The 2,269-nt window shown below is 63.6% G+C and carries 5 protein-coding genes; 1 reads left to right on the top strand and 4 read right to left on the bottom strand.

The window, feature by feature from the left end:
* On the top strand, window positions 1-189 hold a 189-nt coding region (locus CBW22_RS26565), incomplete at its 5' end, for a hypothetical protein (protein ID WP_217899541.1).
* A gap of 521 nt (window positions 190-710) precedes the next feature.
* On the opposite strand, the gene CBW22_RS26185 is transcribed toward CBW22_RS26565, so the two are convergent.
* The 4 genes from CBW22_RS26185 to CBW22_RS24680 all read right to left on the bottom strand — a co-directional run bounded on the left by CBW22_RS26185 (window position 711) and on the right by CBW22_RS24680 (window position 2,229).
* Window positions 711-1,019, bottom strand: coding sequence for a hypothetical protein (locus tag CBW22_RS26185; protein ID WP_141097370.1), 309 nt, complete (start codon window positions 1,017-1,019; stop codon window positions 711-713).
* A gap of 54 nt (window positions 1,020-1,073) precedes the next feature.
* Window positions 1,074-1,637, bottom strand: coding sequence for a hypothetical protein (locus CBW22_RS24670; RefSeq protein WP_088518129.1), 564 nt, complete (start codon window positions 1,635-1,637; stop codon window positions 1,074-1,076).
* The gene (locus CBW22_RS24675) at window positions 1,634-1,783 is read right to left on the bottom strand and encodes a succinate dehydrogenase flavoprotein subunit (protein WP_088518130.1); all 150 of its coding nucleotides are present in this window, start codon (window positions 1,781-1,783) and stop codon (window positions 1,634-1,636) included. The genes CBW22_RS24670 and CBW22_RS24675 overlap by 4 nt, the downstream gene beginning before the upstream one ends.
* A gap of 83 nt (window positions 1,784-1,866) precedes the next feature.
* Window positions 1,867-2,229 carry a hypothetical protein gene (locus CBW22_RS24680; RefSeq protein ID WP_088518131.1) on the bottom strand — a complete coding sequence of 121 codons (363 nt, stop codon included), beginning with the start codon at window positions 2,227-2,229 and terminating at the stop codon, window positions 1,867-1,869.
* Window positions 2,230-2,269 lie beyond the last annotated feature (40 nt).

Here is a 2,269-nt window from a genome sequence, read left to right on the forward strand (position 1 = left end):
CCATGTTTTGGGAGATTCTGGCGTGGCGGTTTTGACGTTGACGTTGTGTGTGTTCATGGCATTTCTCCTGCTCAGGTGGGTTGTCATGTTTCGGTCGATCCAGTCGCGGCGAAGGGCAAAAGAGCAACGGCAGGCGGCGGGTGCAAGGGCGCCGCAGGCGTGCATTTCACCCTTGCAGCTGACGAATGACGGTGCTACGACCAGCCCTCCGCGCCTGGACTGACCGGAACAGGCCCGCCGCGCGCGAAAACGGGTATGAACACACCCGACACGACGGAACGGCGTGGCGGCATTAAAGGGCGCAGCGCGCCCGGTGAACGCACCGGCGACAGCCGGTTGCAGGGGTTGCGTCAGGATGGAAACCCGCTGGCCCGGAACGGGCCCGGGCAGAGACGGCGTGCCGGCTCTGTGCGCAGCATGACAGCCGCCCGGACGCCCGGTGCGACAGCTTTTTACCTCGCGGGACAGGACATTCCGGCCTGAAGAAAAGAAACAAAAGGGCGTGATCGTTTATGACGCTCTGTATCCTGCTCAGTGCCGGACAACACCCGGCCAGCGATGAAAACAAAAGCGACAACAGAGGGAGCGGTTCAGACTGCGGCGCGATATTACGCCTGCATATGTGCCCGCGAAGGAGACAGGCCGGTGCGTCAGCACCGGCTTTTATCCGGGGCCGGACGGCCCCCTGGGGTTATGCTGCGCGGCCCTGCTCACATGTCCGCTTCGCACCCGTAATGCTGCGCAGCCGAAACCAGCAGCTCACAGAACGGCATGCCCGTTCCGCCACACAGGTGCATCAGGTCAGCCAGTAAATCCACCACGGCGGTGGCGGCCGGTTCTTCATCGGTATCGAGGCCGGTGCAGCGGGCAAAGGTGACAAGCGCGGCGGCGGCGGCACCTGCCCGGCCAGCGTTGTCCGCTTCAGACGGCACCCCGTCTGCGTTCTGGTACGCCAGGCAGGCGAGGTCAGCAAACGTCATCGTGTCGTCAGCCATCGGAGAAGTCGTGGTGTTCTGCATAATTTATTCCTCTCAGTCTGGGTGATCAGGGCCGGTCAGCCCGGCCCTGCGGCATCAGATGATTACCCGGCGATTCCAGGTGGCTTTCCAGTCAATGTACTCACCATCACGCAGCGGCGTCAGCTTCACCAGATTTTCCGCCAGCCCGTTCATGGTGAGGATGCGCTCTACCGCCTCAAACCAGCTTTCCCCGCTGCCGACCGGAAACCACAGGTTCGAGTTGTCACCGCTGAGCAGCGGATGGTCGCAGAAATGCACGCCCCGGCCCTGCGGCGTTTCGCATCCGGTCACGATGCCGGACGCGCGCACCGTTTCGGTGAGCGCGCTGCGGGCCAGCCGTTCTGCGATATCAGACCAGCACCACTCCCCGTCCGGGACCGGCAGCTCAGCATGGCGCAGCGACTGACCGCCCGCCCGCGCGGCAAGCCGGGCGATGTCTGCCACCCCAGCCTCGGCGAACGCGCCGTCTGCCTCGCAGACGTAGTGCCCGTTGTGCCAGAAGGATTCGGCCCCGTTGTCGAGGCGGATCAGGCAGTACCGCCCCAGTACGCGGGCGATATCCTCATGTGATACCGGTGACTGCGCACCGGCCAGGGACAGGGTGTTTTGTACGCTCATGACTGTACCTCCAGCTGCTGACGCACGGCGCGCATGAAGTGCGGCCAGCTGCTGAACGTCATTTTCGGGACGCGCACGCCGCGACCGCTGTTAAAGCCTTTTACAAACGCCTGCGCCTGTGCGACGATTTGCGGGTCAAAATTCATAACTACACCTCTAGTGTTGGTTTTGAAGAGGTCGCCAGTTGCGTCTGGCGACCGTTGAGAAGGCAGGGGCAACCCTGCCTTTTTTACGTCTGTGTGTCGTCGGGCTCCATGCGGAGGCTGATATCCGTCAGGCGAGCCGCCAGTGCGCCGCTCGCCCGCCCCCAGATCACCTCACCCCGGCTGCCGAACTGCGCGTGCACGATATGGCTAGCCATAATCCACGCGCGAAACGAGGACAGCGGCAGCGCGCTGTCCTGCACGGTGTCCGCAATCTGCTGCGCCATGTCGTGCAGTGTGAGCCGCAGGTGCTCGTGCTCCTCGCGGGCGCTGAGACGGTGCTTTCCCAGCTCCGTCAGGGTCGCCAGGCTTTCTGCCAGGCCCGGCGTCAGGCCCGGGATTTCTGACTGCGTGGCCGCCAGCGTGGCGGCGGTATACGGTTCTTTCATCGTGTCGCTCCTTTAGTCAGTTTCCGGTGTGTCATTGCCG

Origin of the sequence: Pantoea sp. VS1, from assembly GCF_002207995.1 — a bacterium.
Classification (GTDB): domain Bacteria; phylum Pseudomonadota; class Gammaproteobacteria; order Enterobacterales; family Enterobacteriaceae; genus Pantoea; species Pantoea dispersa.

Bases quoted from the DNA above. Each gene is read 5' to 3' on its own strand.
- CBW22_RS26185 (WP_141097370.1), bottom strand. From the start codon at position 1,019: ATGCAGAACACCACGACTTCTCCGATGGCTGACGACACGATGACGTTT.
- CBW22_RS24675 (WP_088518130.1), bottom strand. From the start codon at position 1,783: ATGAATTTTGACCCGCAAATCGTCGCACAGGCGCAGGCGTTTGTAAAA.
- CBW22_RS24680 (WP_088518131.1), bottom strand. From the start codon at position 2,229: ATGAAAGAACCGTATACCGCCGCCACGCTGGCGGCCACGCAGTCAGAA.
- CBW22_RS24670 (WP_088518129.1), bottom strand. From the start codon at position 1,637: ATGAGCGTACAAAACACCCTGTCCCTGGCCGGTGCGCAGTCACCGGTA.